This is a genomic window from Rhodobacteraceae bacterium M385, assembly GCA_025141835.1.
GTDB lineage: Bacteria > Pseudomonadota > Alphaproteobacteria > Rhodobacterales > Rhodobacteraceae > Gymnodinialimonas.
The window spans coordinates 1,044,564-1,070,945 of sequence record CP081102.1; the positions used below are offsets into that span (position 1 = coordinate 1,044,564).

The following is a 26,382-nucleotide window of genomic DNA, read 5'->3' on the forward strand; positions in this document are numbered from 1 at the left end:
TTCTGTGGATAAACCTGTGGATAGGGTAAATTCACATGGTATTTGTGCAATCACCTGCGCCAGATCCAGCTTTGCCCAGCCATCCAACCTTGGAGTTTTGCCAAGGCTCGGAGGGTCGGTTTCCCTGATAGGCCCTCACCCGTGGATAGACGTTCTACCGCGATTTCGACGGGGCAGGGTTGGCCCGTGACCGGGTCCATGTAGCGCGGATAGGTGATTAATGCGGCGTGGATGAGCGCGGCCAGAGAGGGCCGCGCAACACGGCGCGACGGCACGGGGCCGTGGTCGGTGGTGAGGCCCCATCCAGCATAAAAGGGGGCGCCGAGGGTGGTGACATCAACGCCGCGGATCAGCGCCTCGAACCCCATGGCGGAGGTCATGGTGACAACGCGGTGGGCGACGGACAAAAGCGCCTCGGCCCCGGTATGATCGGCGATGTGATCGGCCAAGGCGCGGGCCACGTCGGGTAGGGCGCCGACGCGCAAACCAGCCTCCACATCTGGGTGGGGTTTGTAGATCAGGAAGGCATCGGGATGTAGAGTGCGTGCCGTCTGCAAGAGGGCCGCGTTGGTTTTCACCGGGCCCGCGCCGAGGCGGATGGAGGCGTCATCCTCGACCTGTCCGGGGACGAGGATCACCGGGCGATCGGGCGGCAGGTCAGGCAGGGTGCCGCCGGTGATATTATACTTGGTCAGCCCGGCGCGGCGCAGGGATTGGATCAGCTTTTCGGCCCGTTCCAAACGCGGCAAAGGCAGGGCGGCGGCTTCTGCTATCAGATGCTCTAGGCGGCTTTCGCGGGTTGGATCGTAGTAGATGCCGAGGTCATCGAGGACCAGCGAAAGGGGGGGGACGAGTTCGGCCCCAAGGCCGCGAGAGCGCAGGAAGCCATCCTCCATCCGCAGAAGGGGTGCATCGGCGCAGGCGGCAACAATTGCAGGAGTTTCATGGCCCGCCCAGATGATTGTGGGCTGCGGTGGGGCGGGCGTATCGGCGAAGGTCAGGGGGCCATGTTGGCCGAAACCCGCCTTCAGGTGGCCCTTCTTCCAGCTGCGCATGCCCAGCGCGGTGTAGCCCAAGCGATCTTCCCGCCAGCTACGGGATTGTGCTTCCAACGCGCCGATCACGTCTTCGGCCGTGCCCAAGGCATCACGGTAGGGATCGTACCACGTGGGGTAGAGCAGCAAGGCACCGGCGACCAATTGCGCCCGGGTCAGCACCCGTTGGCGACGGGCGGGCGTGGGCCTGCGATCATCGGTGAGGCCCCATCCGGCATAGAACGGCACGCCGAAGGTAACGGGTTTATGGCCTGCGAGTATCGCCTCGAACCCCGCTTGGGAGGTCACGGTATAAACAGCGCGGGCCCCTTCAAACATGCGCCAAAGGCTGATGGGGCGATCATCGAGCGACACATTGGGGGGCAGCGCGTCGGGGTCAAAGTGGCCCGGACGGTGGCCGTCACGGGTTTCGGGGTGGGTCTTGATCACGATATGGGCGTCGGGGTGATCTTCACGGGCCCAAGCCAGCGCCTCGGCAAAACTATCGGGGGTGGCTTGGCCAAGCTGGATCGACGCATCGCCTTTGGTCTGGTCAATCAGCAGGACATAGCCGGGATCGGGGGGCAAAAGCGCCGGATCGATGGCTGCGTATTTCGACAGGTGCCCCTCGGCCATGCGGGCCATCACATCCCGGGCCCGATCAAGCAGGGCGGTGTCATCGAAGGGATGGGTGGAGAGGATATGTTCGAGGTCCGAGGGCTGTGTGGCGTCGAAATAGATGCCACGGCGGTCAATCACGAGGCCCAGGGGCGGCTCCCCCGAGCGGCCGGGGTGGAGGGAGCGTAGGAAGGCGTCCTCGACCCGGACAAGATGGGCGCCGGTCGCCTCGGCCACGGCTTCGCCGCGCGGGGCGTAGGGGGAATGGCCCCAGACGACAACATCATCCTGCGCGCCGGGTTTGCCCAGTTTCAGGTCGTAGCCAGCAAGGGAAAGGATGCGACGGACGCGGGCGTTCGTGAGAAAACCCGCGTTGAAGTGGTAGGCATGTCGGCGGGCGGGCGGGGCGGATGTGTCATCAGACCCACCGCCCCAAGCGCCTGTGTCAGCCATCGGCTGGCGTCACGTATCGGCGAGCGTCGATGCGACGCTTGCAACACCCGTCAGCGTGCCTGTCAGGGCAGAGATCACGTTGTTGAACTGGGTGATCGGCGCAGAGGTGACATAAACGGTATCGCCATCGCGGATCACGAAATCTCGCGCCTCGAACATGCCGGTCGGGGCCGTCAGATCAAGCACATAGATCATCCGTTGCGAGCCCGTCAGGTCATTGCGGGCAAGGACCAGATTTGCCAGTTCCTCGGGCTCATTACGGAGCACGAAGACGCCCGTAGGGTCAGCCAGCGCAGGGTTCAGGCCGCCAACGGAGGCAATCGCATCAATGGCGGAAATGACCTGACTGTCGAAATCCACAACGGTTTGTGCGCCGGTCGCGCCAAGGGCGGTGAATTGCCGGGTATCGCCTTCGACCAAGATCCGGTCGTCGGCGCGCAGGGCCACGTCGATAGAGGGGTCACGGAAGATGTCCTGATACCAAACGGTGCCAGTTTGACCGCCACGTACCAGCGTAACGCGGGTGATTTCCGCATCAATCGTCGTGCCGCCTGTTGCGGCGAGCATGCCTGAGAGCGTGCGCGTCGGACGTTCAATCGGGAAGATGCCGGGGCCGTTCACATCGCCGGTGACAACCACGGTGGCACCGTTTCCGGGCTCTCTCGTGACAATGACCTGCGGGTCTGGAGTTTGCTCATCAAGGCTACGGGTGATGATTTCGCGCAATTGTTCCGGCGTGTTGCCAGCGGCGCGAATGCGGCCTGCGTAGGGGATGAAGATATGGCCGGAGGTATCAACCTGAAGCGTAGACAACTGCGCAGCGTTTGCGCCTTCGCCCGCCAGAAGACCATCGGTCACGTTCTCAAACACGGTCAGCGTCAGCGTATCGCCGGGGCTGATCACGTCGGTATTGGAGACGCCTGCATTCAGCAACGCGGGCGGGAAACCCAAGGTGGGCACCAGCGACGTAGCGGCGGTCACGCGTTGGTTGACCTCGACCACGAAGGCGTCGCCCTCGTTCTGGACGGAACCTGCAAAAATCTGGTTACGGGTCGGACCAGCGGATGGAAGAACGCGTGTCATCACATCACAAGCGGTGAGCGACACAACACAAGTGCATAGCGCAATGATGCGCGCGAAACGGGGAACCCTCGATGTCACGGGGATGGCTCCTTTAGCCTGAACTGCCTCAGATATTTTATTCTCGTTTTTTTGCAGACTAGCTAAAAAGGCAGGCTCACGGAAGCCCCTTGCAAGTAATGCGTTATTTTACCAACGAAAGGTGTTGCCTTGGTGCCGGTCTGCCCGCGTCGAGCGCGTCGTAGGCGTCTTCCTTGGAAAGCATCATATCCACTACCTGCCGCAACAATTGGCGACGCCCGCGTGCCGAATAGAAGCTGCCGGTGATCTGCGAGGTTTCCAACAGATAATGGCGATAATCGCGGTAGGCGCGGCTATCGGGGCGCGAAGGGTTTTGAAAGAAAGCGGGCAGGGATTGATCCGAGACAAACTCGGGCTTGAGGTAGACGGCTTGGCCGAAAGCCTTCAGCGGAAGTCCGCGCCATAGCGCCTGTTGCGCGGCGGTGGAGTTCACCGTCACGGCAGAACGCGCATCGTTGAGAAGGCGGGCCAGTTTGCCACCGCGCACGTAATGGACGCGGTCCGAGACGCCATATTGCGCGGCAAGGCGGATGATATCGGCGCGGATCGGCGTGCGTCCGTCTTCCAAGGGGTGGGCCTTGAACACCAGATGATGATGAGAGGGGGCACCGTCGGCAAAGCCGGAAATCAGAACCTCTAGAAACTCGGCCATGCTCTCAAACGGGCCATGATCGCGGAAGCTGGCGTCATGGGCCAATTGCAGGAGAGCAAGGTGATAGGGGAAGCCACCGGTCTTGATCCGGTACGTGGCCTGCACCCGGTCGAGCCAAAGCAAAGGCATCAGCGCGAGGCGGCGCAAATAGAGGCGGAATTCTTGCGTCACGGTCAGTGCCCGATGGGGGCGGAACGAGGCGTATTCCTGATTACGGCTCATCACGAACCAATGGTAGAGCGCGCCGTAGAACACATGCTGACGCATATCGCCCCATTTGGCGGGCGCATCAGGCAGATCAAGGTCCAGATCCTTCAGGGCGTTGCGCATTTGGGCCACGGGCGTATCCATCAGGCGGGAATGGCCGTTGGCGCCGCCGCGTTCATAGGTGACCCAATAGGGGCGCAGGTAGCCTTCTTCGAACACATGAACGGTGATGCCACGGGCCTTGGCATGGGCAATGGCTTGGGCATGAATGGGGCGCGTGTCGCCGTAGAGCACCAGATCGGTGATGCCCTTTTCATCGAGAAGCTGGGCGGCGTGGTCGGACCAAGTCTCGGATGCGGCGGTAAAGGGAATGTAGGACGATTTATCGGGCCAAAACGCATCATCGCCGCGGTTAAAGCCCACCCGCCAAACCTGAGCGCCCGCGTTCGACAGCATCCCGGCCAGCCGAGAGAAGAACGGCCCATGGGGGCCTTGCAGAAACAGAAATGTGCGGTGGGCGTGGCTGGGGGCCATCGGTGAATGATCCTTCGGTCGTGGTTCTGTGTAGCCGGATTTCGTTAACAAGAGCAAAGCGGAAGGGCGGTCTGAGGGCTGAAATGTGACATCTGCGTGGCTGGACCTTGCGGCACGGAGAGAGATATCAGGGAAGGGAAGCACGGGAGTTTGCAGATGTTTACAGGAATAGTCACCGATCTGGGCGAGGTGCGCGCGCTAGAGTATCGCGGGGATCTGAGGGCGCGGATCGGCACCGGCTACGATATGAGCACGGTGGATATGGGGGCCTCTATCGCGTGCGACGGGGTGTGTCTGACGGTTGTGGCGATGGGGCCGGATTGGTTCGACGTGGATATCTCAGCCGAGTCGGTGTCCAAGACCAATATCGGGTCGTGGGCCGTCGGGGCGCGGTTGAATTTGGAGCGGGCCTTGAAGGTGGGCGACGAATTGGGCGGGCATATCGTGTCGGGCCATGTGGACGGGGTGGCAGAGATCATCGCGGTGGAAGACGAGGGCGACAGCACGCGTTTCACCTTCCGCGCACCGGGAGAGTTCGGACGGTTTGTGGCGCCCAAGGGCTCGGTCGCGCTGAACGGCACGTCATTGACGGTAAACGAGGTGAATGGCGCAGAGTTCGGGGTGAATATCATCCCGCACACCAAGGAGGTCACCACATGGGGCGGGGCGAAAGTGGGCGACCTGGTCAACTTCGAGGTTGATACGCTGGCGAGATACGTGGCGCGGTTGGCGGATTGGAAGGCCTGAGGGAGTTAACGCCGACCGAGGCGCGCGGGGCTGGTTCGGGATTGAGTTGTATTGGCCAAGATGAAGGAGCGGGCATGAAGCGGTTGGTAGTGCGTTCCATTGAGGATTGGTCCGGGCAGCGTTGCGTGGATGTGCGCAGGGAGCCGGAGGGGCTGTTTTCCTGGGCAGAGTGCCGAAGAGACCCGGAGGATGCCCATGGGTGGCGGTTTCTTGGGGTTGGCGAGGGCGGTTTTGTCAGCGAAGTAGAGGCGACGGCGGATGCGGTAGCGTCTGTGCCATGGATGGAGAGTGAGTGATGGCAGGGATGATTGGGCATAATCGGGGGCCAAGTCTGGAAGCTGGATTTGGGTTTCGGAAAGTGGCCTGGGGTAAGGCGAGGGCGGCATTGCTGCCGGCGTTGCCGTTAGAGGTTGTGCGATTGCGGGTGAAGCGGGCGCAGAGGTTGGGTTTGCCGTATAAGACCTATGCGACTGTAAGAGCCGTGACCGGGCGCGATATTGTGGGGTTCTTGTTCTCGGACAACGCTTTGGGCGTGCGGCGCGGAGGGGCGGTGCCTGAGGCTGAGCGGGCTAGGTTACAGGATTTGGAAGGGGCGGCGACCCGGTTGATTGCGGTTCATGGGCCCGGCGATCCGGCAGCTTTTCTGGAGTCGGGCGTGATTGACGGCGCGGGGCGGGCGCCGGGCATGATGGCGAGTTGGCGCGATGCCAGAGAAGGGTTGAGGGCCATGGCGGCTGAGGCCTCGGTTCCCTATGATGGCTTGGTCGTTGTCGCGGCCACGGCGCTGGAGAAAGAGTGGAGCGCCACCGCGGGGCTTGGCGGAACGATCCCAAGGGACGTGATGTTCCCAAGCTGAGGGGCCGCGATCCCTTTTCAATGCGCACGGGTTCGACTATCTGCCCTTATGTCTGACGTGCAAAGGGGATGTCGCTTTATGACGCAAGCTTTTGAAACTCCCGGTCCGGTCGAGAAGGATTGGTCCGATGCGATTTCTTCGGTGGAAGAGATCCTTGACGACGCACGTAACGGACGGATGTTCATTCTGGTGGATCATGAGGACCGCGAGAATGAGGGGGATCTTGTGATCCCGGCGCAGATGGCAACGCCGGAAGCGATCAACTTCATGGCGACCCATGGGCGCGGGTTGATCTGTCTGTCGTTGCCCGGAGAGCGGATTGACGCCTTGGGCCTGAGCCTGATGAGCACCAACAATTCCTCGCGCCACGAGACAGCGTTTACGATTTCCATCGAGGCACGCGAAGGCGTGAGCACGGGGATCAGCGCCCATGATCGGGCGCGGACGGTGGCGGTGGCCATTGATGCCGGCAAGGGCGCACAGGATATCGCGACGCCGGGCCATGTGTTCCCGCTGCGCGCCAAGGATGGCGGAGTATTGGTCCGCGCCGGTCACACGGAGGCGGCGGTTGATATCTCTCGCCTCGCAGGGTTGAATCCCTCGGGCGTGATCTGTGAAGTGATGAACGATGATGGCTCCATGGCGCGTCTGCCGGACCTGATTGCCTTTGCCCAACGTCACGGCCTGAAGATTGGCACGATTAGCGATTTGATCGCCTATCGCCGCCGTCACGACAACCTTGTGCGGGTGAAGCAGGAAGAGGCTATCACCTCGGAGTTCGGCGGCGACTGGACGATGCGGATTTATACCGACCAGACCCAGGGTGCTGAACATATCGTGCTGATCAAGGGCGATATCAGCGGCGATGATCCCGTGCTGGTGCGGATGCACGCGATGGACCCGCTACTGGATGTGGTGGGCATTGGCCCCAAGGGACGCGCGGCCGAGTTTAGCGATGCGATGCGCCTGATTGCAGAGGAAGGCCGGGGCGTTCTGGTGCTGCTGCGGGATTTGACCATGAAGCTGGTGGCTGACGATGAGGTCAGCCCGCAGACCTTGCGCCAATACGGGCTTGGCGCGCAGATCCTGTCGTCGCTGGAATTGAGCGACTTGATCCTTCTGACAAATTCCCCGCAACCCAAGGTTGTGGGTTTGGACGCATACGGCTTGTCGATCGTCGGCACGCGCAAGATTTCGGAGCTTGGTTAATGGCTGGTCATTCCGACAACGATCTGGGGCTTCCCTCCTTCGACAAGTCCGTCAAAGTGGCGATTGTGATTGCGCCCTACTACACCGCGATCTCCAACGCGCAGCTGGAAGCCGCAAGGGGTGTGCTGGACCGCGCGGGCGTGGCCCATGAAACGATTGAGGTGCCCGGATCGCTGGAAGTGCCAACGGCCATTGGAATCGCTCATAGAATGAGCAATTTCGACGGTTTCGTGGCCTTGGGCTGTGTGATCCGGGGGGCGACCTCGCACTACGACGTTGTGGTGAACGAAAGCTCTCGTGCGTTAACAATGTTGGGATTGCAGGGTCTTTGCATCGGCAATGGGATCATTACCGTCGAAAACCGCGACCAAGCCGAAGAACGCGCCGATGGAGCGCGTTTAAACACGGCGGGCGGCGCGGCTGAGGCGGCATTGCACTTGATCGCGTTGACGCGGAAGTACGGCGCGCCTAAGGGGAACCTCGGCTTCAAGCCCGGAGGGCTTTCGGGCGACACCATCGAGATCGCAGACGGATCAAGCACAGCATGAGCGACAAGAAATCCAAAGGCCCCTCTCGGGACGAAAAGCGCCAGATGCGCTCGGCGGCACGGCTATATGCGGTGCAGGCCTTGTTCCAGATGGAGCATTCCAATCAGACCTACGACCAAGTGCGGGTGGAGTTCGAGGACTACCGTTTTGGTGAGGTTTATGAAGGGGATGAGATGGCTGAAGGCGATCCCAACCTGTTCCGCAAAACCCTTGAGGATGCCGTCAGCAAACAGGGCACGATTGACCAGATGACCGACCGCGCGCTGGTGGCAAAATGGCCGATTGATCGGATTGACCCGACTTTGCGGGCCGTGTTCCGCGCAGCGGGGGCAGAATTGGTTGCGGGCAATGCGCCGCCCAAGGTGGTGATTACCGAATTCGTTGACGTGGCCCGCGCGTTCTTTCCCGAAGGGAAGGAAGCGAAGTTTGTGAACGCTGTGTTGGACCACATGGCACGCGAAGCGAAGCCCGAAGCGTTTTAAACAACCGTTAGTGAGTTGCGGCTAATCCTGTCGGGGGAACCCTCGAATCGGAGTGTCGTACATGAATTTGCGGACGCGCATGGCGTTGATGATTGCGCCGCTTCTGATCGCATTGGGGTATTTCGGCTGGTTGGAGCTGTCAGTTCTGCGCGCAGATTTCCGCAATGCGCGGACGACCCATATCGTGACGCTGGAATTCTCGGGGCTGAGCGACCTTGTCCATGAATTGCAGCGCGAACGGGGGCTTTCGGCGGGCTTTACGACGACCAATGGCCGGGTTTTTACCGATGAACTGAACGCCCAAAGGCTGCACACCGATGCGGCCTTGATGCAAACGCAGGCAACGCTGGAGGCTTTGGCGGCGCGTTTCCCTGAAGACATCACCCCGTTGCAATCCGATTTGGCACAATTGGGGGCGCAACGCGCGGCGATTACCCAAGTTTCGTTAAGCGTGCCCGAGATTATCGCGTTCTATACGGGCCCGATCCTTCTCATGCAGAGCATTCAAACAGAGTTGGCGGGGCTGATAACTGAATATGAGGTCATGGGTGATCTTCAGGCGGCGCTACATCTGACGATTGCGAAGGAAGCGGCGGGGTTGGAGCGGGCCATCGGGGCAGCGGGTCTTGGGCGGGCGCAGTTTCCGCCTGAGTTGTATACGGAGTTCCTGATGCTGCGCGGGGGCATGGAAACACTGCTGCGAAGTGCGGGACAGGCGAGCCATTCACCGGAACTGACAGAGCGGATCACGGCGCATCCTAGCGGAGAAGAGGTGGCGCTGTTTCGCGGCTCGATTGATCGGGCGATGACGGGCAACGGTGTTTCAGGGCGGCGCCCGTTGGATTGGTTTGGGGCCGCGACAGAATGGATTGACCACCTGCGCGCGGTTGAGCAAGATTTGATGAGCGATGTCAGTGCTACGGCCCTTGGTGTGCTGACCTCGGCGCAACGGGTGTATTGGTTGCAGCTAACCCTTGCTCTGTGTGTGGCAGCCGGGGCGACCGCGATGGCAGTCACCACATTTGAAAGCCTTATCAGGCGGGTGAAGCGGATCACGGGGGCGGTGAAGCAGTTTACGACTGGCGCGTTTGACGTCGTGATCCCTGATACGGATCACGGGGATGCGGTGGGGGAAATGGCCGCCGCCGTGCATGAGTTTAAGGAGCATACCCTGGCCCTGCGCCGCGACGCGGCCGAATTGAAAGCCGCGGATGAGGCGCAGATATTGGGGAAGGCGCAGAAGGTCGTTGAACTGGTCACCGAAGGGCTGGCCGATTTGGCCCGTGCGGATTTGACCCGCTATTTCGACGTCCCCCTCGATCCGGAATACGATTCGATCCGGTCGGATTTCAACGCCGCCACCACACGCCTATGCGACGTCATGAATGATATCTCGCAAGCCACGGGCGATCTGGGCACGCGGGCGCAAATCATGGCCCAATCTGCCGCAGACCTTGAAGCGCGTACAAGCCAACAGGTCGCCACTCTGAATGCCACAAGCGACCGGGTCATCGTGTTGTCGGAGGAAGTGAAAAACTACGCAGGCGACGTGCAACAGGCGGCAAATCTGGCCAGCACGGCCAAGGCGAATGTTGACCGCTCTGGCGCGGTCGTGGTTGCCGTGACCGACGCGATGGACCGCATCGCCGCATCCTCGCGAGAGATCGACAGGGTGCTCATGCTGATCGATGAGATATCACACCAAACCAACCTGCTGGCGCTGAACGCAGGGGTCGAGGCTGCCCGCGCAGGCGAAGCGGGCAGGGGGTTCTCTATCGTGGCGTCCGAAGTGCGCGATCTGGCCCGACGGTCCGGCAGCGCTGCACAGGAGATCAAGTCGATGATCGACGACAGCACGGCCAATGTTTCGGAAGGGGTCACGCTGGTACGCGAGGCGGGTATGGTTCTGACAGAAGTATCGGACAAGATTACCAACGTGGACAAGGTCTTGAGCCGTCTTGCAGAAGGATCAACCCGCCAATCGCAATGGTTGCATGATCTGGTAGGAGAGATTGCCGATGTAAATGATCTTGCCGCCCATAACTCCACCATGGCGGACACCTCTAGCCGCACCGCGCGGGAAACCTCGGCCCTGTCCCAAAGGGTCAATGATTTGTTGAGCGACTTCAAGCTGCCCGACGCCCATGGGACCAAAGGCCGATCAGCCGCCTGAGGGGGCAGGCGCGTCTTCGGGCACGGTGACGCCGTATCGCTCCAGCTCATCCGGCAGAAGCAGGTAAATCGCCTCTGGCGGGGTCGTCAGCGCGTGCTGCATCAGGCGCACGTCGATCCCCATGTCGTCGAGGTGGGCCATCACCTCTCCTTGGCCGAATTGAATGTCCTCGATGGCAAGGAACGCAGGCAGGGCGGTGTTCTCGCCAAAGTAATGCTGGTGCACGCCAACCATCGCGTCGTCGGGCACGCTGCGGGTCGTGCCGCCAACAAGCACGTAGGGGCAGGCGGAAAGGCAGATGTCTCCGGGCTCCATCATGGTGGCCAAAGCGGCTTCGCGGATCGTGCGTCCGATGGCCAAGGCGTCCGCGACGGAGCCACCGGGGGAATGCAGGCGGATGGTGTCAAAGGTTGCGTCGGCGTCCAACCATTCCGTGAACCGAGCGGCATCGCCGGGGGCGATCTGCCCGGTCAAAAGTGCCACGTCTTGCTCGACCGAGAAGCGCAGCCGCGTCGGCATATCGCCGGGGTCTGGAATAGGGGTCTGCCGATCCGGATTGCCCTGATCCCTTTGCGGCAAATCGCCGGGCCGAAAACGGCGCACTTGGTCGCCGGGGGCAATCGGGGCATCCATCGCGGGGGCGTTAGGCCCGGACAAGAGTTGCGGCAAAGCGCCTAGCAAATCGGACCCGGCCAAGACCACAGCCATGCCGATTTGAAACGCCAGAATGGCGGTCATCGCGCGTTTGACGGTGAAGCCGCCGCCGCGCTTTGAAATCGCCGTCGTGTCAGTCATTCGAGCGCACCGGCTGGGGCGCTATGGGCTGCACGTTTTCGGCTGAGGGCGAGGGGGCGGGGGGCGTGTCCAACGCCTCCATCTCGCGCATGGCATGGAGGGCAGAGCGCAGCTCGGCCAAGGTCAGCGCGTCCTCGGCGGGCAGGTCGCCGCGCCCCGTGCGGATCGCGCCCTGGGTCACCATCAGGATCAACACCAACACGGCAGGTAACAGATCAATCGCGATGGCCCCTGCCCATGACGGCACGAAGTTGCCGGCATAAAGGATCACCGCATCGGCCGAGGAAATCGGCGCGTAGCTCACCTGTGGGGCGGGGGGCAGGGCCAGTACCTGTTCGGCGGCGTCTTCCAATGATTGGGCGCGAAGGGCCAGAACTTGCAGGACCGAGGTGATGGTTGATTGCTGCGCCGCCTGCCCGCCGGCGACGGTGGAATCGAGTTCCGGCAACACGACGGAGGCCGACAGATCCTCGGCCGCGCGGTCCACCAAGGGGGCCACGGACAGTTGCCGCAAGGACGACACCAGCCCCGCAAGGCGCACGGCGTCTTCCGAGAACGCGACGGAGCGCGCCTCAACCGCGCCGGGCTCCACGATCAACGCCCGCATCCGCGACAAGATCGCGTTGCCCTCTTCAAACGCGGCCTCAATCAAGGGCGATTGCGCCTGAATTTGAACCTCTAGGGCGGCGAGTTCTTCGGCCTTCTGGCGCAACACGCGGAACACCGCGCCGCGACCCGCAAGGCCGGAAAGATCGCCTGCCGCCTCCTGCTCGGACAGATCCTCAAAGGACTGACGCACACGGGCGACATCACGCTCCAGAGCTTGCGCGCTGACGGCGGTGTCGTGCGCGTGTTCCAGTGCTTCTTGGTATTCTTGGACCGTTTGGGCCAAGTGCTGTTCCACCGCCGCCGATCCCGCCAAAGCGGCCGCGTTCAGCCAAGATGACATGGCGATAATGGCCAGTGATCCCAATGCCATCGCCCCCATCAGCTTCAGCTTCGCGCCGGTCGTGCGCATGGCTGGCATCAGTCGCATCAGGTAGGACCAGAACACGAAAATACCCACCGACACCGCGATCGAATAGGCCGAGGCCGCAAAGAACGACAGCGCGCCCGTATCATCCAACAGGGAGGAGACGCCAAGGTACGTGTAGATCCCCGACGCGGTCGCCAAAACGGCCAAGGCGGTGCCCGAGAAGCTATCAAGCGCGCTCAGGTGCCCCTGCAATTCACGGGCATGGGCCAACCCGTGGGGGTTGGTTTGGGGGGCTGTCTGATCGGGCATTGGGGGCGGCTCCACTAAATGTCTGATTAACATATAGTCTATGGCCGCAGGTTGCCCAAGGTGCGCCGGAACCCTTGGCAAGGGTTCGCCAAGGGCGGCGGTAAAAGTGGCGGGGACCACCGCTTCCGTAGAGGCGTTTATTCCCGAGGACCTGTATGTACAGGTGGGCGCCAGATAGCATGACCACGGTCAAGCCAGAGCCAGCTCCCTCGGATTTGCTTAAGGCCACTGGAATGTTGCCACAGGCACGAGAAGGGTAGATCCGCCACCCATGCAGATAGGCGGCGAAGGGGCCTGCGGCAAGGGGCAGTTTAGATTGCTTAGGACAGGGCTTTGCGAAACCGAACCAAGTGGTCGTCCCATCCCGCGTCAAAGGCGGTGAGCAGGCCGAAAGCCTCGGCCCCGGCGGGGACGCCGGAATGAACAAGGTGCAGTCGGGTTCCGGCCTCCACCGCCGTTAGGGTCCAAGAAACCTCGGTCATGTGGCCGCCCATCGGACGGGCGGTGAAACTGTAGGTCAGGCTTTCAGGCGCGGTCGCGTCTTGCACCTCGCCCCAGACCAAGGGCGCGCCGTCTTCGCCGGTCATGGAGAACGGGCCGGGCGCAGAGAGGGCTGCATCGGGGCGGTGAAACCAGAGGGCCAGCTTGTCGGGCACAGTCAGGAACGCCCAGACATCGGCAGGCGTGGCGGCCAGAATCAGCGTCTTTTCGATGGTGTGGGTGGTCATTTTGCGTCCTTTTCAACGGCTGTCTTGAGGGCAGAGAGGCGATCATCCCAGAAGCGGTCAAAGATGTTCAGCCAGCTTTCCAACGCACGAAACCCGTCAGGATTGATCGCGTTGATCCGTTCGCGCCCCTTTGCAGAGACAGTGATAAAGCGCCCGCTTTCCAGCACGGCGAGGTGCTTTTTCACGGCGGGGCGGGTCATGTCGAAATGGCCTGCCACCTGCGCAATGGTCATGTCTTGGGTGCTGAGCAGCCCCAGAATATCGCGGCGCGTAGGATCGGCGAGGGCCTTGAAGGTGGATTGAGGGTCAGGGGTCATAATGTGATACCATTTGGTTTCGCAATTTATAAGAAACCAAATGGTATCATGTCAACCCCGCCAAGCTTCTTGCATTTTGTTCACCTATTGTTCATGTTTTCGTGATGGAAGAGTCTCTCACAATCGCGCCCCTCATGCCCGGCCAATTGCTGGCCCGAGGTGTCTGCCGCCACCTGCTGGCCCATGATTTCGTGTCATTGGAAGAATTCACCCCCGAACGGGGCAAGCGGCTCGACGTTATGGCGTTGGGGCCGAAGGGGGAATTCTGGGTGATCGAATGCAAGTCGTCCCGCGTCGATTTCACCTCGGACAGCAAGTGGGAGGGGTATCTGGAATGGGGGGACAGATATTTCTGGGCCGTGGACGAAGATTTCCCGACCGAGCTGTTGCCCGATGACACCGGCCTGATTATCGCCGACGCCTATGATGCAGAGATCCTGCGCATGGGCCCAGAAACCAAGCTGGCAGGGGCCCGCCGCAAGGCCGTGGCGCAAAAATTCGCCCGTGCGGCGGCGCTTCGGTTGCAGGCGTTGAAAGATCCCGGCGTGGGAAGGGCGCTGTAGGGCGAACTCCTCCGCACTGACCGCGCTAAATTACTTGCGCTTCTTGCCCGATTTGCGTGCGGCAGCGGCGGCGGCACGCAGTTCTTCCGCGATGTCTTCCGCCTCGTCCGGGTCGAAATCCATCGGCAGGTCGATGCCGTCACCCACAAGGTAAATGCGCACCATGCCAAGGGTTGTTGGCCCGATCTGTAGATCGGCAGCCAGGTCGTTTTCGCTATTGATCCCCATGGGGCCCTCCGCATGAATGTGATACCTATGCCCTACCGTAGCGGCGTAGGTCGTGGCAAGGGAGCGCTGAAATGGCCGTCGAGTTTCGAGATTTAGCAATCGGCGACGCCGGTTGGTTAATAGAGCAACACGGCACCCTTTATGCCCGCGATGAAGGTTTTGACGCCTCGTTCGAGGCGCTGGTGGCCCGCATTCTTGCCGATTTCATCGACCATCGCGACGCCCCGGTAGAGAGAGCATGGATCGCTTGGGAAGGCGGGCAACGGCTTGGGTCGATCTTTTGCGTAAAAGGACCAGTGCCTGACACCGCGAAACTACGCCTGTTTTTGTTGACCCCCGCCGCGCGAGGGAAGGGGTTGGGCAAGCGCTTGTTGCACCTGTGTTTGGATCATGCCCGCAGCCATGGGTTCGCAAAGTTGAGCCTTTGGACCCACGAAAGCCACCGCGCCGCTTGCGCGCTGTATGCGGCCAACGGGTTCACCTGCACCCAGTCGCGGCCCGTGACCTCGTTCGGGGTGGATTTGGTTGAACAAGAATGGACGATTAATCTTAGCGATTGACCCTCTTGCAATCGCATCAAACGGGCGCTATCCCCGCCCCCGATAGGATGCCGGCGTAGCTCAGTAGGTTAGAGCGCCTGATTGTGGATCAGGAGGTCCCCCGTTCGAGCCGGGGCGCTGGTACCATTTCACAGAAATCACTGAACCGTGGCGCTTTCGTACTTTCTTGCGCGTGTTTGCAAGAATCGACCGGGACTTTGCAGTTCAGGCGAACCCTTTAGGCAGAAATCGAACCAATGCTTCGGGGCCCCTAGGGTCCAGCTCGTAAAGGTTTGACCGGGCGGACAGATACCCCCTCCAATTTCTCTCCGGCAGAGTACTGATCCGAACGCCATGCAGACTGTGCATTTTAGGTGCGAGTTCTGCGATACGAATTCCCGCCCCCTTTTTGCTATGCGGTGCCCAAAAGATCGCGGGCGATGCGATCAAAGATGGCGCTTCCGATGAGGATCAGGTCATCGGGAAAGTCGTAATCCGGGTTGTGTAGGGCGGCGTAATCCTCGCCCGGTCCCAGACACAGCATCGCGGCTCTTGCGCTCCATCCGAATACACCGAAATCCTCTGACGCACGCATTGGCACGTTTTCTTCGCCATGGGGGACGCCAATTGCCTCCACAGCGTTTACTGCCACGCCGTAGGCCTCGGCGTCGTTAATGGAAGCGGCGAAATTCGGTAAGCTCGATCAGGTCACGGTTTGTCAGCATGGGGTGTGTTCTCGCAAATAACCTTGGGGCGCCGTAGCAAAGGAACGGCGTGTTTAACAGGTGCCTCGTGGCGTGGGCGCAATTGCGTCGCTTTGCGAAGGCGGCGATCTGTGCGACTGTTTGCGCAATGCCCTGTCCCCCAACCCCGAGGTGCCCTTGACCGATCAGGACTTGATAGACCTGCGCCACAGGTTGCACCGCTCGCCGGAACTTGGCTTCGCCGAGAAGGCCACCAAGGCCCTGATTGCGCAGCATTTGCGCGATTTGGGGCTAGAGGTGGAGGAAGGCGCGGGAGTTGTGGGCGTATTGCGAAACGGCACCGGAAACCGCGTGATTGGATTGCGGGCCGATATGGATGCGTTGCCGATTACCGAGACCAGCAGCCACGATTATGTTTCCGAGACGCCCGGCGTCATGCACGCGTGCGGCCACGACGGGCATATGGCGATGCTTTTGGGGGCCGCTGAGACCTTGACGAAAGACCGAGGCTTCGACGGAACGGTCGTGTTCCTGTTTCAACCGAACGAGGAACATGGCCTGGGCGCACAGGCGATGATCCACGAAGGGGTGTTGGACCGCTTTCCTGTCGAGGAAATTTACGCAATCCACAACCTGCCCGGCGCGCCCATTGGCCAAATCTCGACCCGTGTGGGGCAAATCTGCTCCAGCGAAAGCCTGTTTGAGATCACGGTCGAGGGGCAGGGCGGTCATGCCTCCATGCCCCATGTAGGACGCGATGCGATCACCATCGGGGCCGAAATTGTGCAGGCGTTGCAAACCATCGTGGCCCGCAAGATGCCCCCCGGTGCGGGCGTCGTGGTGTCGGTGACCGAGTTTCTGACCGATGGGCAGCGCAATGTGTTGCCGGGGCGTGCGGCGTTGAAGGGCGACGTGCGGGCGCGGCTGCCAGAGCACCGCGAAGACGTCGCCCGCCTGATGCGCCAGATGGCCGAAGGGATCGGGGCGGCCCATGGGGTCAGCGTGTCCACCACGTTCAACACCGAATTCATCGAAGCGATTAACGCCGCTGAGCCGACCCAAGCGGTCATCTCTGTCTCGCAAACCTTGGGGTTGGAGACCATTGGCGACCGTGAGCCGATGAGCTTTTCAGAAGATTTCGCCCATTTCTCGGCGGCGGTGCCGGGGTGTTTCCTACTTCTCGGGAATGGGCAAAGCGGGGCGCATGGACAACCTCTCCACGCTTCGGACTATGACTTCAATGATGCGCTTTTGCCCATCGGGCGAGATTTCTGGACGCAATTGGTGCGCGACCGTTTGCCTGCCTAACCGCCCGCGAATGCTGCGTTACTGCGCAAGGTCCAATTGATCCACCAACTCCCGCGTATCGCTGGCGAAAACGCGGATCACCTGGTCGTCGCCGACGATCACCGTGTAGCCATCCACCACACTATACCCTAACGTGTTGACCCCCTCGGGGATCTCGAACACCTCAGGGTGGACCAGGATCGGCTGACCATTATCAGCCAACCGGATGACAAGCAGCGCCACGATGGTTATGACGCCGAGGATCATCACCGCGGTCAGCACCGTCACCAACATGCGCAGGAAGCGCAGGTTGGGGGGCAGGGGGCCGTCTTCTTCGGGAAAGTCTTCCGCCATGTCCGGCCTCACACGTGTCGTTTCAGTTACCATTGGACCCGAGCCGGGTCCGCGCCTTGATAAGGCACTGGCCCGCGCCGTGCCAGAGGCAGAGGCGATTAGCCGAACACGGTTGGCCAAACTGATCCCGGCGGGCGCCGTCACCTTGAATGGCGCGGTTCTGACGGATCCCAAGGCGAAGGTGGTCGAAGGCGACGTGGTCACGATCACTGTCGAGGAATCCGCCGAAGTGGAAACGGTGGCCGAGGATATTCCCTTGGACATTATCCACGAAGATGAAGACCTGATTGTGGTCAACAAGCCCGCTGGCATGGTGGTGCATCCCGCGCCGGGCTCGCCCTCGGGGACATTGGTGAACGCGTTACTGCATCATTTTGGGGGCAAACTGTCGGGCGTGGGGGGCGAAAAGCGCCCCGGCATCGTGCACCGGATCGACAAGGATACCTCGGGGCTGTTGGTGGTGGCCAAGTCTGATCGCGCCCATCACGGATTGGCGGCGCAATTCGCCGATCATTCGATGGAGCGGGAATATCTGGCGCTTTGCCACGGGGCCCCCGATGGTGCAGATCCACGCCTGCGCGGTGTCAAAGGCGTGAGTTTTGAGGGCTCTACCGTGAAGATCACCACGCAACTTGCCCGCCACAAGACCGACCGACAGCGTCAAGCGGTGCTGTTCACCGGGGGCCGTCACGCCGTAACCCGCGTGCGTGTGGTCGAGGCCTATGGCCCGGTCTCGCTGGTGTCGTGCCGTTTGGAAACCGGACGTACGCACCAGATTAGGGTCCATATGTCCCACGCGGGCCATGCTTTGATCGGCGATCAGACCTATGGGGGGCGCCGACGGGTCAGCGCCAAAGTGCTGGGAGCCGAGAAGTTAAATACCTTCCCGCGCCAAGCCCTGCACGCGGCGACGCTGGGGTTCGTGCACCCGGTCACTAAGGAATTTCTGAGCTTTGAGGCCCCCTTGCCGGATGATTTTCGCGATTTGCTGGCGGCATTAACGTAATCGCAACAATTCCTGACTAACCACGCGGCTGAGGGGATGGTTTGAAAAGTATCACATGTGCGCAAATGCACGTTACTGCGCGTTCTGGCCAGTTGCCTTGTTTTTCCGAGAGGTTCATATCCTTTGTACAAAATGTAAACGCGACCTCTTGAAGTTAAGTTAATCGTATTTACATGCCATATCATACCGGAAAGCGCATCAACGCGCCCGGCCCGTAAATCGGGACAATCGCACGAGGGGAACCAGTCATGGCCAATTATGCAAATCTTCCCGCCCCAACGCCCGAGGGCGGTCTAAATCGTTACCTTCAGGAAATCCGCAAGTTTCCGATGCTGGAGCCTGAAGAAGAATACATGCTCGCAAAGGCATGGGTCGAAAACGAAGACACGGACGCGGCGCACAAGATGGTCACGTCCCACCTGCGTTTGGCGGCTAAAATCGCCATGGGCTATCGCGGCTACGGCTTGCCTCAGGCCGAGGTGATCTCGGAAGCGAACGTGGGCCTGATGCAGGCGGTCAAGAAATTTGACCCCGAAAAGGGCTTCCGCCTGGCGACCTACGCCATGTGGTGGATCCGCGCCGCGATTCAGGAATACGTCCTGCGGTCGTGGTCGATGGTGAAACTTGGCACGACATCCGCGCAAAAGAAGTTGTTCTTCAACCTGCGTAAAGCCAAGGCCCGTATCGGCGCGCTGGAAGAGGGTGACTTGCGCCCGGAAAACGTTGCGCGGATCGCCAATGACCTTGGCGTGACCGAGACGGAAGTTGTCTCCATGAACCGCCGTATGTCGGGGGGCGATGCCTCGCTCAACGCGACGGTCGGCTCGGAAGACGGCGGCACGGCGCAGTGGCAGGATTGGCTGGAAGACGAAGACGCCGATCAAGCAACCGATTACGCAGAGCGGGACGAATACCAAAGCCGCATGGCCCTGATGGCGGAGGCGATGGAAGTGCTGAACGAGCGGGAAAAAGATATCCTGACCCAGCGCCGCTTGCAGGAAAAAGCCGTGACGCTTGAAGAGCTGTCCGCCGTTTATGATGTTAGCCGCGAACGCATTCGCCAGATTGAAGTGCGGGCGTTTGAAAAGCTGCAAAAGCGGATGCGCGACCTGGCGCGGGAACAAGGCATGTTGGCCACCGCGTAAGGCAAAAGATAGGGCGCGTTTGCCCAAGGCGTGCCCAAGACAGAAGGCCCATGCGGTTCACCCGTGTGGGTCTTTTCCATGCTGGGGATGGGACTGTGGGTACGGAAACCCTGCCTTTCGGGACACGCGGGTAGGGGGCATAACTGTTCACAGACAGCGCCCAACAACATCGGACACACCCCATGCTTCGCCGCCTCTTTACCCTGCCTAAAGCCGCCCCCAAGGGCACCGCTGAAGAGGATGTCTTTGCCCTTCTTGCGGCTCTACCGCAGTTCAGCATTGCCCGCGCCGCGCAACAGCCCCAGCCCGGAGACGCGTGATATGTCTGTGACCACCATGCCTCCCGTTACCCCTGTGCAACTCGCCTTGGTGAAAGCGACCCTCCCGCGCATCAGCCAACGCCCTGCCCAGACCGAAATGGCGTTTCGGATGCATCTGGCCCGCTACGCGCCTGCCATGGGGCAGCGCCTGCCTGTGTGCCCTGCCACCATGCTCACAAACGCCGTTGCCGTGATCAATCATCCCGGCGCTTTGCGGGCGCTTGTCGGCGGGCTGGCCCATGAATTGCGAGCCTCTGGTATGTCTCCGCGCGGCTATATGGCGATCCATGCGGCGCTAATGGATACGGTTTGTGAACATCTGTCTCACAATCTTGAGCTGGAAGAGGCCTATTCTGATGTGATTGGCACGGTGCTTGCCACGATGCTGGCCGAGGCTCACGGCCCCCGTAGCCACACGATGCCACTGGCGGCTTGAACCGCGGCGCGATAGCTTGGCCCCATGACACAACATCTGACATGGGGCATCCTCGGGGCCGCTGGTTTTGCGCGTAAAACCATGGCTCCCGCGATCCACGCCGCCCGCCGCACCCGCCCGAAATCCATTGCCACCCGCGATCCCGCCCGCGCGATCCCATTCGAAGACCTCGTGCCCGGGTTGCGAGTCGAGCGGAGCTACGACGCCATCTTGAGTGACCCCGAGATTGACGCCGTCTACATCCCCCTGCCCAACGCGCTGCACACGGAATGGAGCATTAAGGCCGCCGAGGCTGGAAAGCACGTGCTGTGCGAAAAGCCGATTGGCCTGTCGACCGATGATTTCGACACTCTGATTGCAACGCGTGAGGCCACAGGCCGCCTGATCGCAGAGGCCTGGATGCCGGCCCATCACCCGCAATGGCACCGCACGCGCCAATTGATCGCCGAGGGCGCCATCGGGCGCCTGCATCATGTGACCGGCGTGTTTACCTATGGCCTTGCCGACCCTTCGAACATCCGCCTTTCGGCTGATCTGGGCGGCGGTGCGTTGCGCGATATCGGGGTCTATCCCATCGGGGCCTTCCGCCTTGCGACGGGGTTGGAGCCTGCGCCCGTCCATGTCGATATGGTGCGCGAGAATGGTGTCGACACCTCGACCTGGGTGTCGTCACGGGCGGGAAACGTGCGGTTTGATTTCCACGTATCCATGCGCGCCTCGCGCTATCAAACCATGATGTTTCACGGCACTGAAGGGACGCTTTGCGTGCCCGCGCCGTTCAACCCCGGCTCTTACGCCGAGGCGCAGATTATCATTGAACGCGACGGGGCTGAGGTGCAGGTGATCCGCTATCCCGGCGTTGATCAATACATCGCGCAGGTTGAAGCCGTGGCAGCCTATGTCCTTGACGGTGCCGCTTTCGCTTGTCCGCTGGAACGATCTCGAGGCACCCAAGCGGTGTTGGACGCGATTTTTGCCCAAGCAACTGGTTAAGGCGTGACTGGGCTGGTCGCCGCGCGGACGGGCGGCTAAACTCTGCCCGACGCTTGAAAAAGGACGCCTTCCATGGCCCGAAATGATGACGAGAATCTAGAAGGCCGCCTGAACGGCGAACAGCCCGAGGGCGAGCGTGATGCGATCTTGCAGCGGCTGCTACATGTGGTCCTGATCGCCATCATGCTCAGCCTTGCCAGCACGGTTCTGACAGCGATCACCGTGATCCAATTCATCGTGATTGCCGTCTCCAAGGGAGAGCCGAATGAAAGGTTGGCCGATTTCGGCACCGATCTGGGGATTTGGATGGCCAAGGCCGCCCGTTACCAAGCGGCGGCCTCGGACGTGAAGCCTTGGCCCTGGACCGATCTAGACTAGCGCCGCGTTAACCAATCAGTTCAACCGCGCCCGCAGAACTCGTAGCATGTTTTCGCCCATGACCGCGCGAATCTGATCGTCCGTCGCACCCGCCCGCAGCAGGGCATCTGTCAGGGCAGACAATTCGGACGACACAAACCCCACCGAAACCGATCCATCATAGTCCGACCCAAGCGAGACGTGATCCACCCCAACCGCTTCAATCGCCGCCATAATCACACGGGCGACCCCATCGGGGCTGTCATCACAGGTCACATCGGCCCAATAGCCGATCCCGATCACGCCGCCCCCTTGATCCGCGCCGTTGGCCACAATCGCCCGCATCAGATCGTCGGGGAAATTGCGATGCGCATCACAGGCGGATCGCAGGCCCGTGTGGCTAACAATCAGCGGAATATCCGTGGCCGCGATCACGTCGCGGGCGACTTGTTCCGAGGAATGGGCAAGGTCCAGCACCATGCCGCGGGCCACGACCTCGGCCACGACTTCTTGTCCGAACGCCGTTAACCCTTGGTCGCCGACACCGTGCAGTGATCCGCCCAATTCGTTGTCGAAGAAATGGTGCAATCCGATGACCCGGTAGCCCGCGTCCTCCATCCGGTCGAGGTTGGCGATATCGCCTTCCAGCGCGTGGGCGCCCTCAATCCCCAACAATCCGCCCACGACCTGCACCCCTTGGCTGCGGGCCAATAGCAGTGCGTCCAAATCAGCCTCGGTGGTGATGACACGCAACGCGCCGTCCGAGGTTTCTGCGAAACCATGCAAACGCTCGGCCTGATAAAGCGCGCGCTCGGTCAAGCTGTTCCAGGTGCGCGGCGGCCAGAGTTGCGCCATGGCCAGTGTGGTGATGTTGTCGCGGGCATCTGCGGTGTTCTCGTGGTAATTCTGCCCGGCCGGAGATTTCGTGACGGCCGTAAAAACTTGCAGCGCCACGTTGCCGGTCAGAAGGCGGGGCACATCGACGTGGCCAAAGGTGCTTTCGCGGGTCAGATCCCGGTTCCAAAGCAGGCTGTCCGCGTGCCAATCCCCGATGGTCAAAGACCCGTGCAGGGCGGCGGCATCATCTGAAACAGGGTAGGGACCTTGCCAGTTCACCGCGTTGCGTTGGGATTCCACATAGCCCGGCCCAAAGGCCAAAAAGGCCGCGAAAAGCACGACCGCAAGCAGCAATAACCGTCCGAGAAACTTACCAAAAACCCGCATGTTCATCCTCCCCGCGATGTCATCGCAAGGTAGCCACGCCCGCGCATTTTACGCAAGAGCGATGGGCGCGAGGATACAAGTCACTCTACACCCCACAGTATCGCGCCACCCCGGCCACGACCATGCGCGTCGCCTGCTCTAGCCGGCCGTAGTCGATGACTTCAGGGATATCGCGGCTGGTGCCGTAACGGGGGCTTTCCACCCCGCCGTCGTAAAGCCCCATAGCTGGGAAACCCGCCGCCTCGAACGGCATGTAATCGCTGGACCATATGTCTGTATGGGTGGTGTTCAACGTGGTGTATTGGGCCGCGACCTGGGCCATTAGCTGCCCGAAAACAGCAGAGGCTGCATCATTGTCCGCCACGGCATTGCCCATGTCGTATTCCACGATCATCGGCGCGTTCGGGTTGGGTGGGCGCCATCCCAACATATCAAGGTTCACCATCATCTCGATCGGCCAGCCCTCGGTCCGGGCAAACTCCGCCAACGCGGCGGAGCCGAACAGCCCCTGTTCCTCCCCCGCAAAAGCCACCGCAACGATGCTTTTGTTAAGCCCCGCGCCTGACAGGATGCGGTAAGCCTCAAACATCGCGGCCATGCCGGTGGCGTTATCATTGGCACCGGGCGCGTTGTTCATCGGATCTTCCGAGGCGCTGTCGTAATGCGCCCCGATCAAGATCACCCCGCGTGTATCGCTGGCATCGCCCAGAATGAAATTGTGCCGTGTCTTGCCGGAGGGCATCTGGAACCCAAACCGCGTGACATCGCCCTGTTGGGCCATCAGATCATAGACCCAGCCTTCGACAACCGGGAAGTTGGGATGGCCTGTGAAGCGCGTCGGAAAGCGTGTCAGCCCGTGGATCACGTTCGCCAGCGCATCGGTCGAGACTTGATCGACCAGCGCCGCAATCGGATCAGCCTGCGCGGCCACGGGGCCGGAAAGCAGGGCGGCGGCCCCACCCATCAGGACATGCCGTCGGTCCAGAGTCACAGGCCCAACCGCATGATATGTTGCGGTCCTGCGCCCCCGCCCAGATAGAGCGCACCTGTGTCCTTGAACCCGGCCCGTTCATAGACACGGTAAGCGCCCAAGTTGCGGCAATTCACGGTCAAAGCAATGGAAGGCGCATCGGGGTAATCGCGGCGCAGCACGTCTGGTAATTGCCCCAAGGCCGCCGCTGCGATTCCGCGCCCCTGTTGGCGATGGTCGACGATGAAATACCGCAAACCAACCTCATCTTGGGCGGCAAAATCATAGGCCCCGTAGCCCCGATCAATCCTGAAAAGGCCCGCAGGCCCTTCGGCGGTTTCGATCCCGTAAAGGTCCATGTGCTCTGGCAGATCATCGAAGGCTGCCTCGGGCCGCCCGCCAAAGGTCTCTTGTGCAGGCGGTATCGTGATTGTGGCAAAGGCCGCGCGGTCCGTATCGGTCAGGCGGCGCAGGGTCACGCCGCCTTCACTCGCGCTCACTCCATCGCCTCCAACGCGTCAATGAAGCCCTCGATCATGCTCAGGCCCTTGTCCCAGAACGCCGGATCGCTGGCGTCGAGCCCGAAGGGCGCCAAAAGCTCCTTGTGGTGCTTTGATCCCCCCGCCTTCAGCATGTCGAAATACTTCTCTTCAAAGCCCTCTTCGCCTTCCTCATAGACGGCATAAAGCGCGTTCACGAGGCCATCACCGAAGGCATAGGCATAGACATAGAAGGGCGAATGGACGAAATGCGGGATGTAGGCCCAGAAGGTCTCATAGCCGTCCATGAACTCGAATACTGGGCCAAGGCTTTCGCCTTGCACCGACATCCACAGGGCGTTGATGTCATCGACAGTCAGCTCACCATTTCGACGCGCGTCATGCAGCTTGCACTCGAAATCGTAGAAGGCGATCTGGCGCACGACGGTGTTGATCATATCCTCGACCTTGCCCGCCAGCATCACCTTGCGCGCAGCATCGTCCTTGGCCTCGGACAGCATCTTGCGGAAGGTCAGCATTTCGCCGAATACAGATGCGGTTTCGGCCAATGTCAGCGGGGTAGAGGATAACATCTCACCTTGCCCTGCGGCCAAGCGTTGGTGAACGCCGTGGCCCAACTCGTGCGCGAGGGTCATGACATCGCGCGGTTTGCCCAGGTAGTTGAGCATCACGTAAGGGTGCACGTCGCTCACGGTTGGGTGGGCAAAAGCGCCGGGGGCCTTGCCCTCTTTCACGCCGGCATCAATCCAGCCGTCGGTGAAGAAGGGCCGCGCCAATTCTTCCATCCGCGGATCAAAGGCGGCGTAGGCCTCGGACACGACGCGCTGCGCCTCGTCCCATCCTACGATGCGGTTTTCTTCCATCGGCAGGGGGGCATTGCGGTCCCAGACCTGCATCTTGTCCAACCCCATCCACTTGGCCTTCAGCGCATAATAGCGATGCGACAGGCGCGGATAGGCGGCGACCACGGCATTGCGCAGGGCTTCCACCACCTCAGGCTCCACATGGTTGGCCAAATGACGGCTCGCTTGCGGCGAGGGCAACCCGCGCCACCGATCGCCAATCTCTTTTTCTTTCGCCAAGGTGTTGTGAACCCGCGCAAACAGCGGCGCGGTTTCTTCAAACTTCTCGGCCAGCGCCCGTGCACCCGCCTCACGCCGCGTCCGGTCACTGTCGGTCAGAAGGTTCAGGGTCGCTTCGATGCCCATGCTCTCGCCATCGACTTCAAACACCAGACCCGCGATCTGCTCATCAAAGAGCTTGTTCCAAGCCGACGACCCCACGACCGAGCTGTCGTGAAGAAACTTCTCCAACTCATCGCTCAACTGATAGGGCTTCATCGCGCGCATCCGGTCAAACACCGGCTTATAGCGCTCAAGGTCTCCGTTCTCCGCCATCATCGCCTCATAAGGCGCATCCTCAATGCGGTTGAACTCTAGAGAGAAAAAGACCAGCGGCGTGGTGTAGGTGGTGATCTTGTCCTGCATGTCGGACATGAACTTCGCCCGCTCGCCATCGGTCGTTTTCTGGTAATACCGCAGACCGGCGAAAGACATGATGCGCCCGGCGATCATGTCGATCTTTTCATAGCGCAAGGTGCATTCCAGCAAACCCGCCGCGTCCAAGTCGGCCAACTTCCCTTCGTAATCGGTGGCAAAGGAACGGCACGCCCCCTCCAACCAATCCAAGTCCCGCTTCAGATCGCTCGCGTCCTGGCCTTCATAAAGGTCGCTCAAATCCCACTCCGGCAAACCCTCCAACGGCGCGCCTCCGGTGTCAGACACAGCATCGCGGGCGGGGGCGGGAAACGACAGGCGCATGGGAATTCCTCTTAAAAACAAGCGTCGTCACAGATATGCGCCCGCGCGGCCAAGGTCTCAACCCGCCCCTTCATCTTTTCTCAAATATCGCGGGGGTAGGCGTGTTTTCCTTGGGAAAACCGCCAAGGGGGCCGCGC

General features: G+C 61.1%; 29 protein-coding genes, 1 tRNA gene and 1 pseudogene. 17 read left to right on the top strand and 14 right to left on the bottom strand.

From position 1 onward, the window contains the following. Window positions 1-50 precede the first annotated feature (50 nt). The 3 genes from K3728_05085 to K3728_05095 all read right to left on the bottom strand — a co-directional run bounded on the left by K3728_05085 (window position 51) and on the right by K3728_05095 (window position 4,659). Complete coding sequence (locus tag K3728_05085; protein UWQ96609.1) at window positions 51-2,105, bottom strand: capsular polysaccharide biosynthesis protein; 2,055 nt, start codon at window positions 2,103-2,105, stop codon at window positions 51-53. A gap of 9 nt (window positions 2,106-2,114) precedes the next feature. Next, window positions 2,115-3,188, bottom strand: coding sequence for a polysaccharide biosynthesis/export family protein (locus tag K3728_05090; GenBank protein ID UWQ96610.1), 1,074 nt, complete (start codon window positions 3,186-3,188; stop codon window positions 2,115-2,117). A gap of 181 nt (window positions 3,189-3,369) precedes the next feature. Beyond that, window positions 3,370-4,659 (bottom strand): capsule biosynthesis protein CapA, encoded by a 1,290-nt coding sequence (locus K3728_05095; GenBank protein ID UWQ96611.1) that lies wholly within the window; start codon window positions 4,657-4,659, stop codon window positions 3,370-3,372. 156 nt (window positions 4,660-4,815) lie between these two features. Here K3728_05095 and K3728_05100 point away from each other — a divergent pair, with 156 nt between their 5' ends. The 7 genes from K3728_05100 to K3728_05130 all read left to right on the top strand — a co-directional run bounded on the left by K3728_05100 (window position 4,816) and on the right by K3728_05130 (window position 10,674). Then, window positions 4,816-5,406 carry a riboflavin synthase gene (locus K3728_05100; GenBank protein ID UWQ96612.1) on the top strand — a complete coding sequence of 197 codons (591 nt, stop codon included), beginning with the start codon at window positions 4,816-4,818 and terminating at the stop codon, window positions 5,404-5,406. Between the two features lie 74 nt (window positions 5,407-5,480). Then, a complete protein-coding gene (locus tag K3728_05105; GenBank protein UWQ96613.1) occupies window positions 5,481-5,702 on the top strand; it encodes a hypothetical protein in 222 nt (73 codons plus the stop codon). Beyond that, window positions 5,702-6,262: a hypothetical protein gene (locus tag K3728_05110; GenBank protein UWQ96614.1), complete on the top strand. Its 561-nt coding sequence runs from the start codon at window positions 5,702-5,704 to the stop codon at window positions 6,260-6,262. The genes K3728_05105 and K3728_05110 overlap by 1 nt, the downstream gene beginning before the upstream one ends. A 78-nt stretch (window positions 6,263-6,340) precedes the next feature. Beyond that, window positions 6,341-7,471 carry a 3,4-dihydroxy-2-butanone-4-phosphate synthase gene (gene ribB, locus K3728_05115; GenBank protein UWQ96615.1) on the top strand — a complete coding sequence of 377 codons (1,131 nt, stop codon included), beginning with the start codon at window positions 6,341-6,343 and terminating at the stop codon, window positions 7,469-7,471. After that, window positions 7,471-8,019, top strand: coding sequence for a 6,7-dimethyl-8-ribityllumazine synthase (locus tag K3728_05120; protein ID UWQ96616.1), 549 nt, complete (start codon window positions 7,471-7,473; stop codon window positions 8,017-8,019). The genes ribB and K3728_05120 overlap by 1 nt, the downstream gene beginning before the upstream one ends. Then, window positions 8,016-8,501 carry a transcription antitermination factor NusB gene (gene nusB, locus K3728_05125; GenBank protein UWQ96617.1) on the top strand — a complete coding sequence of 162 codons (486 nt, stop codon included), beginning with the start codon at window positions 8,016-8,018 and terminating at the stop codon, window positions 8,499-8,501. Before K3728_05120 ends, nusB begins: the two co-directional genes overlap by 4 nt. Window positions 8,502-8,562: 61 nt before the next feature. After that, entirely contained in the window at window positions 8,563-10,674 is a 2,112-nt protein-coding gene (locus tag K3728_05130) for a methyl-accepting chemotaxis protein (GenBank protein UWQ96618.1), read from the top strand. Here K3728_05130 and K3728_05135 read toward each other — a convergent pair. The 4 genes from K3728_05135 to K3728_05150 form a co-directional block, all read right to left on the bottom strand. Next, window positions 10,663-11,469, bottom strand: a complete 807-nt coding sequence (locus K3728_05135) for a hypothetical protein (GenBank protein ID UWQ96619.1) — start codon at window positions 11,467-11,469, stop codon at window positions 10,663-10,665. The two genes, K3728_05130 and K3728_05135, sit on opposite strands and share 12 nt — an antisense overlap. Then, entirely contained in the window at window positions 11,462-12,754 is a 1,293-nt protein-coding gene (locus K3728_05140) for a hypothetical protein (GenBank protein UWQ96620.1), read from the bottom strand. The genes K3728_05135 and K3728_05140 overlap by 8 nt, the downstream gene beginning before the upstream one ends. 320 nt (window positions 12,755-13,074) lie before the next feature. After that, on the bottom strand, window positions 13,075-13,482 hold the full coding sequence (locus K3728_05145; GenBank protein ID UWQ96621.1) for an SRPBCC domain-containing protein: 408 nt from the start codon (window positions 13,480-13,482) through the stop codon (window positions 13,075-13,077). Next, window positions 13,479-13,799, bottom strand: coding sequence for a metalloregulator ArsR/SmtB family transcription factor (locus tag K3728_05150; GenBank protein UWQ96622.1), 321 nt, complete (start codon window positions 13,797-13,799; stop codon window positions 13,479-13,481). The genes K3728_05145 and K3728_05150 overlap by 4 nt, the downstream gene beginning before the upstream one ends. A 104-nt stretch (window positions 13,800-13,903) precedes the next feature. Between K3728_05150 and K3728_05155 the strand changes: the two genes are divergently transcribed. Next, on the top strand, window positions 13,904-14,362 hold the full coding sequence (locus K3728_05155) for an MmcB family DNA repair protein (GenBank protein UWQ96623.1): 459 nt from the start codon (window positions 13,904-13,906) through the stop codon (window positions 14,360-14,362). A gap of 30 nt (window positions 14,363-14,392) precedes the next feature. Here K3728_05155 and K3728_05160 read toward each other — a convergent pair whose 3' ends face one another. Then, the gene (locus K3728_05160; GenBank protein UWQ96624.1) at window positions 14,393-14,590 is read right to left on the bottom strand and encodes a hypothetical protein; all 198 of its coding nucleotides are present in this window, start codon (window positions 14,588-14,590) and stop codon (window positions 14,393-14,395) included. A 71-nt stretch (window positions 14,591-14,661) separates the two neighbouring features. On the opposite strand from K3728_05160, the gene K3728_05165 reads away from it, so the two are divergent. Beyond that, window positions 14,662-15,150 (top strand): GNAT family N-acetyltransferase, encoded by a 489-nt coding sequence (locus tag K3728_05165; GenBank protein ID UWQ96625.1) that lies wholly within the window; start codon window positions 14,662-14,664, stop codon window positions 15,148-15,150. Window positions 15,151-15,199: 49 nt separating this feature from the next. Then, window positions 15,200-15,276 (top strand) — tRNA-His (locus K3728_05170). Between the two features lie 265 nt (window positions 15,277-15,541). Here the strand turns inward: K3728_05170 and K3728_05175 are convergent. Beyond that, window positions 15,542-15,820 (bottom strand): annotated as a pseudogene (locus K3728_05175) (M20/M25/M40 family metallo-hydrolase). A 190-nt stretch (window positions 15,821-16,010) separates the two neighbouring features. On the opposite strand from K3728_05175, the gene K3728_05180 reads away from it, so the two are divergent. Further along, window positions 16,011-17,141, top strand: a complete 1,131-nt coding sequence (locus K3728_05180) for an amidohydrolase (protein ID UWQ96626.1) — start codon at window positions 16,011-16,013, stop codon at window positions 17,139-17,141. Between the two features lie 18 nt (window positions 17,142-17,159). On the opposite strand, the gene K3728_05185 is transcribed toward K3728_05180, so the two are convergent. Next, complete coding sequence (locus K3728_05185; GenBank protein ID UWQ96627.1) at window positions 17,160-17,474, bottom strand: hypothetical protein; 315 nt, start codon at window positions 17,472-17,474, stop codon at window positions 17,160-17,162. Between K3728_05185 and K3728_05190 the strand changes: the two genes are divergently transcribed. From K3728_05190 to K3728_05215, 6 genes are all read left to right on the top strand, one after another. Then, complete coding sequence (locus tag K3728_05190) at window positions 17,473-18,480, top strand: RluA family pseudouridine synthase (GenBank protein ID UWQ96628.1); 1,008 nt, start codon at window positions 17,473-17,475, stop codon at window positions 18,478-18,480. The two genes, K3728_05185 and K3728_05190, sit on opposite strands and share 2 nt — an antisense overlap. A 248-nt stretch (window positions 18,481-18,728) precedes the next feature. After that, window positions 18,729-19,625 (top strand): RNA polymerase sigma factor RpoH, encoded by an 897-nt coding sequence (gene rpoH / locus K3728_05195; GenBank protein UWQ96629.1) that lies wholly within the window; start codon window positions 18,729-18,731, stop codon window positions 19,623-19,625. A 182-nt stretch (window positions 19,626-19,807) separates the two neighbouring features. Further along, window positions 19,808-19,945 carry a hypothetical protein gene (locus tag K3728_05200; protein UWQ96630.1) on the top strand — a complete coding sequence of 46 codons (138 nt, stop codon included), beginning with the start codon at window positions 19,808-19,810 and terminating at the stop codon, window positions 19,943-19,945. 1 nt (window position 19,946) lies between these two features. Beyond that, the gene (locus K3728_05205; protein ID UWQ96631.1) at window positions 19,947-20,381 is read left to right on the top strand and encodes a hypothetical protein; all 435 of its coding nucleotides are present in this window, start codon (window positions 19,947-19,949) and stop codon (window positions 20,379-20,381) included. A 24-nt stretch (window positions 20,382-20,405) separates the two neighbouring features. After that, window positions 20,406-21,374, top strand: coding sequence for a Gfo/Idh/MocA family oxidoreductase (locus K3728_05210; protein UWQ96632.1), 969 nt, complete (start codon window positions 20,406-20,408; stop codon window positions 21,372-21,374). A gap of 72 nt (window positions 21,375-21,446) precedes the next feature. Beyond that, window positions 21,447-21,752, top strand: a complete 306-nt coding sequence (locus K3728_05215) for a DUF4389 domain-containing protein (GenBank protein UWQ96633.1) — start codon at window positions 21,447-21,449, stop codon at window positions 21,750-21,752. 15 nt (window positions 21,753-21,767) lie between these two features. Here the strand turns inward: K3728_05215 and K3728_05220 are convergent, their stop codons facing one another. The 4 genes from K3728_05220 to K3728_05235 form a co-directional block, all read right to left on the bottom strand. Then, a complete protein-coding gene (locus K3728_05220) occupies window positions 21,768-22,955 on the bottom strand; it encodes a membrane dipeptidase (protein UWQ96634.1) in 1,188 nt (395 codons plus the stop codon). An 85-nt stretch (window positions 22,956-23,040) separates the two neighbouring features. Continuing rightward, complete coding sequence (locus K3728_05225; protein UWQ96635.1) at window positions 23,041-23,919, bottom strand: M20/M25/M40 family metallo-hydrolase; 879 nt, start codon at window positions 23,917-23,919, stop codon at window positions 23,041-23,043. A 23-nt stretch (window positions 23,920-23,942) separates the two neighbouring features. Continuing rightward, entirely contained in the window at window positions 23,943-24,425 is a 483-nt protein-coding gene (locus K3728_05230; GenBank protein UWQ96636.1) for a GNAT family N-acetyltransferase, read from the bottom strand. Next, window positions 24,422-26,245: a M3 family oligoendopeptidase gene (locus K3728_05235; protein ID UWQ96637.1), complete on the bottom strand. Its 1,824-nt coding sequence runs from the start codon at window positions 26,243-26,245 to the stop codon at window positions 24,422-24,424. The genes K3728_05230 and K3728_05235 overlap by 4 nt, the downstream gene beginning before the upstream one ends. Window positions 26,246-26,382 lie beyond the last annotated feature (137 nt).

Coding starts and splice junctions, on each gene's coding strand:
- K3728_05135 (UWQ96619.1), bottom strand. CDS start 11,469: ATGACTGACACGACGGCGATTTCAAAGCGCGGCGGCGGCTTCACCGTC.
- K3728_05165 (UWQ96625.1), top strand. CDS start 14,662: ATGGCCGTCGAGTTTCGAGATTTAGCAATCGGCGACGCCGGTTGGTTA.
- K3728_05090 (UWQ96610.1), bottom strand. CDS start 3,188: ATGACACGCGTTCTTCCATCCGCTGGTCCGACCCGTAACCAGATTTTT.
- K3728_05205 (UWQ96631.1), top strand. CDS start 19,947: ATGTCTGTGACCACCATGCCTCCCGTTACCCCTGTGCAACTCGCCTTG.
- K3728_05155 (UWQ96623.1), top strand. CDS start 13,904: ATGGAAGAGTCTCTCACAATCGCGCCCCTCATGCCCGGCCAATTGCTG.
- K3728_05120 (UWQ96616.1), top strand. CDS start 7,471: ATGGCTGGTCATTCCGACAACGATCTGGGGCTTCCCTCCTTCGACAAG.
- rpoH (UWQ96629.1), top strand. CDS start 18,729: ATGGCCAATTATGCAAATCTTCCCGCCCCAACGCCCGAGGGCGGTCTA.
- K3728_05220 (UWQ96634.1), bottom strand. CDS start 22,955: ATGCGGGTTTTTGGTAAGTTTCTCGGACGGTTATTGCTGCTTGCGGTC.
- K3728_05210 (UWQ96632.1), top strand. CDS start 20,406: ATGACACAACATCTGACATGGGGCATCCTCGGGGCCGCTGGTTTTGCG.
- K3728_05215 (UWQ96633.1), top strand. CDS start 21,447: ATGGCCCGAAATGATGACGAGAATCTAGAAGGCCGCCTGAACGGCGAA.
- K3728_05235 (UWQ96637.1), bottom strand. CDS start 26,245: ATGCGCCTGTCGTTTCCCGCCCCCGCCCGCGATGCTGTGTCTGACACC.
- K3728_05185 (UWQ96627.1), bottom strand. CDS start 17,474: ATGGCGGAAGACTTTCCCGAAGAAGACGGCCCCCTGCCCCCCAACCTG.
- K3728_05160 (UWQ96624.1), bottom strand. CDS start 14,590: ATGGGGATCAATAGCGAAAACGACCTGGCTGCCGATCTACAGATCGGG.
- K3728_05105 (UWQ96613.1), top strand. CDS start 5,481: ATGAAGCGGTTGGTAGTGCGTTCCATTGAGGATTGGTCCGGGCAGCGT.
- K3728_05140 (UWQ96620.1), bottom strand. CDS start 12,754: ATGCCCGATCAGACAGCCCCCCAAACCAACCCCCACGGGTTGGCCCAT.
- K3728_05100 (UWQ96612.1), top strand. CDS start 4,816: ATGTTTACAGGAATAGTCACCGATCTGGGCGAGGTGCGCGCGCTAGAG.
- K3728_05110 (UWQ96614.1), top strand. CDS start 5,702: ATGGCAGGGATGATTGGGCATAATCGGGGGCCAAGTCTGGAAGCTGGA.
- K3728_05200 (UWQ96630.1), top strand. CDS start 19,808: ATGCTTCGCCGCCTCTTTACCCTGCCTAAAGCCGCCCCCAAGGGCACC.
- K3728_05150 (UWQ96622.1), bottom strand. CDS start 13,799: ATGACCCCTGACCCTCAATCCACCTTCAAGGCCCTCGCCGATCCTACG.
- K3728_05085 (UWQ96609.1), bottom strand. CDS start 2,105: ATGGCTGACACAGGCGCTTGGGGCGGTGGGTCTGATGACACATCCGCC.
- nusB (UWQ96617.1), top strand. CDS start 8,016: ATGAGCGACAAGAAATCCAAAGGCCCCTCTCGGGACGAAAAGCGCCAG.
- ribB (UWQ96615.1), top strand. CDS start 6,341: ATGACGCAAGCTTTTGAAACTCCCGGTCCGGTCGAGAAGGATTGGTCC.
- K3728_05190 (UWQ96628.1), top strand. CDS start 17,473: ATGTCCGGCCTCACACGTGTCGTTTCAGTTACCATTGGACCCGAGCCG.
- K3728_05145 (UWQ96621.1), bottom strand. CDS start 13,482: ATGACCACCCACACCATCGAAAAGACGCTGATTCTGGCCGCCACGCCT.
- K3728_05095 (UWQ96611.1), bottom strand. CDS start 4,659: ATGGCCCCCAGCCACGCCCACCGCACATTTCTGTTTCTGCAAGGCCCC.
- K3728_05225 (UWQ96635.1), bottom strand. CDS start 23,919: ATGGGTGGGGCCGCCGCCCTGCTTTCCGGCCCCGTGGCCGCGCAGGCT.
- K3728_05130 (UWQ96618.1), top strand. CDS start 8,563: ATGAATTTGCGGACGCGCATGGCGTTGATGATTGCGCCGCTTCTGATC.